Annotated in this window: 5 protein-coding genes and 1 pseudogene; 1 reads left to right on the top strand and 5 read right to left on the bottom strand. The window is 73.4% G+C overall.

All coding sequences use genetic code 11. The annotated features are described in order from the left end of the window. The 3 genes from AOK15_RS09560 to AOK15_RS09550 all read right to left on the bottom strand — a co-directional run. On the bottom strand, positions 1-861 hold an 861-nt coding region (locus AOK15_RS09560), incomplete at its 3' end, for a PLP-dependent cysteine synthase family protein (RefSeq protein WP_055514806.1). Then, entirely contained in the window at positions 858-1,694 is an 837-nt protein-coding gene (locus tag AOK15_RS09555; RefSeq protein WP_055514810.1) for a Rossmann-like domain-containing protein, read from the bottom strand. The genes AOK15_RS09555 and AOK15_RS09560, both read right to left, overlap by 4 nt. A gap of 8 nt (positions 1,695-1,702) precedes the next feature. After that, on the bottom strand, positions 1,703-2,959 hold the full coding sequence (locus AOK15_RS09550) for an ATP-grasp domain-containing protein (protein ID WP_205632103.1): 1,257 nt from the start codon (positions 2,957-2,959) through the stop codon (positions 1,703-1,705). A gap of 150 nt (positions 2,960-3,109) precedes the next feature. Here AOK15_RS09550 and AOK15_RS09545 point away from each other — a divergent pair, with 150 nt between their 5' ends. Further along, the gene (locus AOK15_RS09545; RefSeq protein ID WP_055514803.1) at positions 3,110-4,465 is read left to right on the top strand and encodes a cation:proton antiporter; all 1,356 of its coding nucleotides are present in this window, start codon (positions 3,110-3,112) and stop codon (positions 4,463-4,465) included. Here the strand turns inward: AOK15_RS09545 and AOK15_RS09540 are convergent. Together AOK15_RS09540 and AOK15_RS46645 are read right to left on the bottom strand one after the other, a co-directional pair. Beyond that, positions 4,414-5,664: a vWA domain-containing protein gene (locus tag AOK15_RS09540; RefSeq protein ID WP_055514801.1), complete on the bottom strand. Its 1,251-nt coding sequence runs from the start codon at positions 5,662-5,664 to the stop codon at positions 4,414-4,416. The two genes, AOK15_RS09545 and AOK15_RS09540, sit on opposite strands and share 52 nt — an antisense overlap. Next, positions 5,661-6,172: pseudogene (locus tag AOK15_RS46645) on the bottom strand (AAA family ATPase); the annotation flags it as partial. The gene AOK15_RS09540 and the pseudogene AOK15_RS46645, both read right to left, overlap by 4 nt.

Raw genomic sequence — 6,172 nt, 5'->3', positions numbered from 1 at the left:
ACGGGCCGCCCACGCGGCGACGAGCGCGACCGCCCCGGTGCTCCAGCCGCCGCTGACGAAGCTGCCGCGGGCGAGCCGCCGGCAGCTGTCCACGGCCTCCGCCGGACCCACCCAGTGCACCTCGTCGAACGCCTCGTAGGCGACGTTGCGCGGATGGATGCTGCTGCCCAGCCCGCGCATCAACCGCGGCCGGGCCGGCTGCCCGAAGATCGTGGAGCCGGTGGAGTCGACGCCGATCAGACCGAGCGCGGGCCAGTGCCGCCGCAGCGGGCCGATGATGCCCGCGCTGTGTCCGCCGGTGCCCACACTGCACACCAGGATGTCCACATGGTCGAGCTGCACCGCGAGTTCCGCCGCCAGGGACGCGTAACCGGCAGTGTTGTCGGGGTTGTTGTACTGGTCGGGCCAGTAGGCGCCGGGCAGCACGGCGAGCAGCTCCCGCAGCCGGGCGAGCCGGGCCGCCTGCCAGCCGCCGCGCGGCGCCGGACGGTCGACCAGTTCCAGCCGTACACCATGGGAGCGCAGCAACTGCCGCATGGACGGCTCCAGTTCACTGTCGCCGACCAGCACCACCGGATGCCCGAGGGCCTGCCCGGCGAAGGCCAGTCCGATGCCCAGGGTGCCGGACGTGGACTCCACGACCGGAGCGCCGGGTCGCAGCTCACCGCGCTCGCGGGCCCCCAGCAGCATGGACACGGCGGCCCGCGCCTTCATGCCGCCCGCCGCGAGCCCTTCGAGCTTGGCCCAGAAGCCTGGCTGTGGGCCGGGCAGGTCGGCGGTGATCCGCGCCAGCGGTGTACGCCCGACGAGGGACAGCAGTTCCGGCCGGGCGACGGAACGCAGAGCGGTCGGCGAGGTCACCGGCCACCTCCGGGACCCGGACACTCCAGGCGGTAGCGGTGCAGGACACCGGGGCCCGCGTCCAGCCAGAAGAACGGGTACGGCTCGGCGCACACGGCGCTCACCCCGTGCCCGAGGAAGCGGGGCAGTACCGCGCTGCCGGTCTGCGCGAACATCACCAGCTGCCTGCCGTGCCGCAGGGCGTGGCGCCGCAGTGGTTCGAACGTGTCGTTGCCGAGCGTCATCCCGGAGACGAGTAGCGCGTCACAGCGGCCGGCCGCGCCGAGCGCGTCGGTGACGACCTCCTCGCCCCACTCCGTCACCCCGCCCTTGAGATCGCACGGCACGTACCGGAGCGCACGGGAACGCAGCGCTTCCAGCAGGGAGTTGACGACCCCGACGACGAGGACCGTCGAGCCCGCCGGCAGGTCGAGCAGGTCGACGACGGCTTCCGCCCGCGCCCGTGACTTCTCCAGGGAGGTGCCGGCGGGCAGGGGGAACGGGCGCGCCCCGTTACCGGGGGTGTGCGGGGTGACGTGCATCAGGTAGGCGTCGAGTGCCGCCACCCGCACCGGCGTCAGCGGATGGTCCAGCAGCCGGGCCACATCGGCGCCCACGCAGTCGTCGATCGCCGTGTCGGGCAGGGCGCCCGGCTCGACCGCGCAGGAGCCGACGGCACCGGCGAGCCGCAGGCTGAGCACCTCGTTGCGGTAGCCGGTGCCGCGTCCGTCGTGCCGTACGGCCTGCCGGGTCGCGAAGGCCACCGCGATCCGCAGGGTGCGCGGGTCGGGACCGAGTTCTCCGGCCCGGGCCCGCTCCAGAAGTTCCTCGTACGTGGCCGCACGGGCCGTCATGGCGATGGTCACCGGATCACCAGCCCGGCGCTCAACTCGCCGAGCAGCGCCTCGACCTGGGCCCGCGCGCCCTGCCCATGGGGATCGCCCACCATGACGTGCCCGAGGTACTCGTTGTTGCTGCCGGCCGACCTGACCGGCCGTCCCGGCTCGGCGAGCTGCGCCTCCAGCACCCCGTCAATGCCCCTCAACGGGGTGTCGTCCAGGGCGTCGAGCGTGCCCGACACCTCGGGTACGAGGAAGCCGACGGCCGCGCTGAGCAGTCCGGTCTCGCGGCGCGTCAGGTCGGGCGTGACGCCGAGGGCGACGTCGACGGCGGCAGCGGCGAGATCGATGCCGGTGACATGCCGGATCAGCTCGGTGATGCGGTTCCCGGCGGGCCGAGGGTTGACCTCGACGACACGGGGTCCGTCCGGGGTCAGCTTGATCTCGGTGTGCGCCACGACGCCGTCGGTCAACCCTAGGGCCTTGAGCGCGCCGAGCGCCGTCTGCTCTGCGGCGTCCGCGTCGGCCGACGACAGGTCGGCGGGGAACATGTGCCCGGTCTCGATGAACGCCGGTGCCCCACCGATGCTCTTGTCGGTCACCCCGACGACATGCACCGCCCCCGCGTACGAGACGGTCTCCACGCTCACCTCGGGGCCGGTCAGCAACTCCTCCAGGAGCACGGCGGGCGTCCGCCGCTGCCCGCGCGCGTTCAGCGGGAAGTCGGCCAACGCGGCCACTGCGGAAGCCAGTTCGCTCTCGTCGTCGACACGGCGCACGTACATGCCCGCGCACAGGTCGACCGGCTTCACGACCAGCGGGTAGCCGATCTCCCGTGCCGCGCGCGCGAGATCGGCCCACTCCTCGTGGACGGCGAAGCGCGGTCCCGGCACGCCCGCCTCGGTGAGGACGCGGCGGGTGGCGTCCTTGCGGCAGGCGTTCTCGACCGCCTCGGGGCCGGGGCCGGGCAGCCCGAGGTGCCCGGCGATCCGTGCGACGGCCGGCAGGTAGTAGTCGCAGGACGAGATGACCCCGTCGAAGCCGAACACGCCGTCGAGCCGCTCGATCTCCGGCAGCAGGGTGTCGAGGTCGTTGGTGTCGGCCGTGATCACATGGCGCGCGCCGAGCAGGGGGTGCGCGGTGCCCTCGGGGGCCGCGCGCAGGTAGTGGTGCAGGTCGCGGGTGAGGAACGTGAACGCGTGGCCGCCCTCCCGGACGGCCCGTGGCAGCAGCCTGCTCATCGATCCGACCCAGCTCTCGACCACCAACAGATGAGCCACGGCTCCCCTTTTCGTGCGGTGTGGTTCAGGCGTCAGGGCAGCCCGACGGCGCCTCGGCAGGGAGGCGCCCGGGTTGACATGCCCACCTTATCGATAATCATTTTCATTGTCATGTGGTTGGAGTGATGGAGCGGGGGAGACGTTCTCCCTGTGACGAACCACCAGCTGACGATGCTGTTCCTCGCCCTCGCCCTGATCTCCCTGCTCGCGTTCGGCGCGGGCGCACTGGCCCGGCGGCTGAGACAGCCGCCCGTCGTCGGAGAGGTCCTCCTCGGTGTCCTGCTCGGCCCGACACTGCTGGGCGAGGCGGCCTCGGGCGCCCTCTTCCCCGACGACGTCCGGCCCTTCCTGACCGCACTGGCCAACCTGGGCGTCGCCCTCTTCATGTTCACCGTCGGCGCGGAACTCGACACCGGACTCCTGCGCGGGCGCCGGGCCGTGGCCGGTACCGTCGCCGCCGGCTCCGTCGTCCTGCCCTTCGGGCTGGGCGCGCTCCTCGCCCTCCACCTGTTCGACAGCCACCCCGCCGCCGACCGGACCGGGTTCGTGCTGTTCATGGGCGCCGCGATGTCCGTCACCGCGTTCCCGGTGCTGGCCCGCATCCTCACCGACCGCGGGATCCGCCACACCTGGCTGGGCGCCGTCGCCCTGGCCTGCGCCGCGATCGACGACGTACTGGCCTGGACCCTGCTCGCCGCGGTCGTGGCGATATCGGGGGCGGCCACCGGGTCGCAGGGGCTCCTGCTGCTGTTCGTGCCCTACGTACTGCTGATGATCACCGTGGCCGGACCCGCGCTGCGCCGCCTCCTGGCCGGGTCGTGGGCGGTGGACCGGGACCGTTCCGCCTCGACGGTCGTCACGCTCGCCGGTCTGCTGGCGTCCTCGGCCTTCACCGAGTGGATCGGACTCCACTTCATCTTCGGGGCGTTCCTCTTCGGCGCGATCATGCCGAGACGCACCGCGCGCACCGCGCGCACCGCGCGCACCGCGGGCGACGCGGGCGACGGACGGGCGGACGCCGCCGCTCAGGCGCCCGTGCCTTCGGAACGGATCTCCGATCGGATCTCGCACCTCAACGACCTTCTGCTGCTGCCCGTCTTCTTCGTCGTCGCGGGCCTGAAGGTCGATCTGTCGGGCATGGACGGCGGCGACCTGAGCGAACTGGCTCTCATCCTCGTCGTGGCCGTCGGCGGCAAGTTCATCGGGGCGTTCGGCGCGGCCCGCGCCACCGGACTGCCGGGCCGTCCGGCGGCGGCGCTCGCCGTCCTCGTCAACACCCGCGGTCTGACCGAACTCGTCATCCTCACCGTGGGCCTCCAACTCGGGGCGCTGGACCACCGGTTGTATTCCTCCATGGTCGTCATGGCCCTCGTCACGACGGCGATGGCGGGGCCCCTCCTGCACCTGATCCTTCCCACGCGCCCGGCGGCACAGGGCCTTCCCGACGCCGCCCCTTACCCGATCTCGACCACCCGCGCCCAGTCCGGCGGTGAGTCCGGCACGTAGTCGGGGTCGTCCTCGTCCCAGGAGTCGCCGTGCCGGGGGAACAGGCCCACCACCGTCCGGCACGCGGGCCGGCTCGACGGCCACGGTGTCTGACCGTCGGTGAGGACCACGACGACATCGGGCCGGGGCCGCGACCGCAGCGCCCGGGCGAACCCGCTCCGCAGATCCGTGCCTCCGCCGCCCACCAGGGGGATGCCCTCCGCCCGGCACAGCGGATGGGCGATCCGGGCCGCCGCGTCACAGGGCACCACGGTGACCAGGTCCCGTCTCCCGCCCACGGCACGGGAGATCGCGGCCACCTCCAGCAGCGCGCTGCCCAGTTCGGCGTCGCTGACCGACCCGGAGGTGTCGATGATCACCGAGACCCGGGGCGGGGTCCGCCGCAGACTCGGCAGCACCGCCCCCGGCACCCCGGCCGAGCGCCGGGACGGCCGGCCACAGGTGTAGTCGTCACCCCCGCAGGCGCCGCCGACTGCCGCACGCACCGCCGAGCCCAGCAACTCCCGCCACGGCTGCGGCGGATGGAACGCGTCGTCCGCCCATCGCCGCCAGCCCTCCGGGGCGTGGCCCGGACGCCCCTTGATGCCCTGGGCAACCCGGAACCGCACCGCGTCCTTCTCCTGCTCGCTCAGGCCGTGCGCCCCGTCCGGGCCGAGGTCCCACTCCCGCTCCAGCCCGTCGGCGCCGCTGCCGCAGTCCAGCCAGGCCAGATCGTTCATCAGCGGCCCGAGCCGGAACAACCGCAGGTACTCCTCCATGAGCAGCCCCTCGCGCAGCCGCAGCGTCGACGGCTCGACGGCGCCCTCCGGCTTGACCAGCCCGTCGCCGAACGCGTCGTCGTTGATCTCGCAGTCCGCGGCGATGTTCATCCGCAGCCGGTCCCCGGGACCGGTCAGCCCCAGCTCCTTGGCGATCCGGTTGCCGCGCCCGTGGTGGTCGCGCAGCAGATGGGACACCTCGTGCACCCAGACGCCCGCCAGTTCCTCCACCGGTGTGCGGTCCACGAAGGCCGGGGAGACGTAGCACCGCCAGTGCGGGTCGACGGCCATGGTCGGCACCTGGCGGGACACGACGGGATGCAGCGCGAACAGCGCCGTCGCCAGATAGGGCCGCGCCCTGGCCGCCTGGAGCCTGGCCGTGAACAGTTTGTCGTGGTCCAGTGCCGCGTCGAGGCGCGCCCTCGCCGTGTCGGCGCTCATCGGCGGACCTTCGTCGCGGCGGCGGCGCGGCTCGCCGCCTCGTCCGCCCGCCGGGACAGCGTGACCACTCCGGCGAGCTGCTCGATCTCCGTCGGCACGTCCCAGTCCGCCCGGCGCAGCGAGGCGAGCGTCGTCGCGGGAACGACCACCAGGTCCGGGGCGCCCGTCTCCAGCGCCCGGACCAGTAGCGCCCACGCGGCGTCCCAGCGAGGCTTCTCCGGGCGCGCCCGCACGGCCGCCACGACCCCGTCGAGCACCGCCTGCCGCAGATCCCCCCGGTCGGGCAGCACCGCGCCCGCCGGGTCCGCGAGCAGCTCCTCGGGGTCCGGCAGGTCCATCCGGTCCAGGCTCGCCAGCAGCTCCAGCCCCGGACCGTCGCCGACAGTGCCCCTGACCAGCAGGGACAGGACGTCGCGGGAGACCTCGGAGGCGTTGGCGAAGGCGATCAGCCGCAGGGCCATCTCCCAGCTCCGCGGCGACGGCCAGGCGCCGCCCCGCCGGCTCTCGC

Origin of the sequence: Streptomyces ossamyceticus (assembly GCF_001418475.1) — a bacterium.
In the GTDB taxonomy this organism is placed as follows: domain Bacteria; phylum Actinomycetota; class Actinomycetes; order Streptomycetales; family Streptomycetaceae; genus Streptomyces; species Streptomyces ossamyceticus.
This window is presented reverse-complemented; position numbering and strand designations above follow the sequence as displayed.

Bases quoted from the DNA above. Each gene is read 5' to 3' on its own strand.
- AOK15_RS09555 (WP_055514810.1), bottom strand. From the start codon at position 1,694: ATGACGGCCCGTGCGGCCACGTACGAGGAACTTCTGGAGCGGGCCCGG.
- AOK15_RS09540 (WP_055514801.1), bottom strand. From the start codon at position 5,664: ATGAGCGCCGACACGGCGAGGGCGCGCCTCGACGCGGCACTGGACCAC.